The sequence below is a fragment of the Enterobacter sp. IF2SW-B1 genome (genome assembly GCF_001743375.1).
Lineage (GTDB): Bacteria > Pseudomonadota > Gammaproteobacteria > Enterobacterales > Enterobacteriaceae > Enterobacter > Enterobacter bugandensis.
The window spans coordinates 1-590 of the sequence record NZ_MJAA01000132.1 but is presented as its reverse complement, the minus strand read 5'-3'; the positions used below and the strand labels follow the sequence as shown (position 1 = coordinate 590).

Sequence of the window (590 nt, the reverse complement as noted above, 5' to 3'; positions counted from 1 at the left end):
GGGACAATATCTTGAAGCGGTGGAAGTAATTCATCAAATTATTGATGAAGTCAAAGATCACACAACAAGAATGGCATTACATCCTCTTAAAGAATTTGCTAAGTCAAAATTAATTGAAGATGAAARACGATTGACTCAGTCATTAACTGATTTTGATACGTTATCAATGAGGGAACAGACGCACTTGATTTTGAAGTTAATTGACAATGGTCATTTTCAATTTCAAGAAACGGTATTATATATATTAAAATCTAATACGTACAGTTATAACCTAATTAGTTTAATGATTGAGTATTTAAGGTTCGCAAATTGTACACAAGAACTGACAATTGAAAAGTATGGTATGGATGTAACTTTTGTACCAGCTAATTTAAAAGGGCTAGAACATACAATACTGAAAGAAAAAGTTATACCTAACGTTATSSAAACATTAAATGATGGTGCTTTACATATCGCTGAAGAAGCACACCATATTATGAATAATCACTCTATCATGATTTATCCAATTGATATTGAAACTTTGTTTGAAACGAATAAATGGATTAATGCATATGAATGCTATTTTAAAAATATGTTAGGGATTAAATGCG

The 590-nt window shown here is 29.6% G+C and carries 1 protein-coding gene; it reads left to right on the top strand.

Translation table 11 applies throughout. From position 1 onward, the window contains the following. The coding region (locus tag A6013_RS28550) for a hypothetical protein (RefSeq protein WP_217629479.1) at positions 1-590 on the top strand (590 nt) is incomplete at both ends.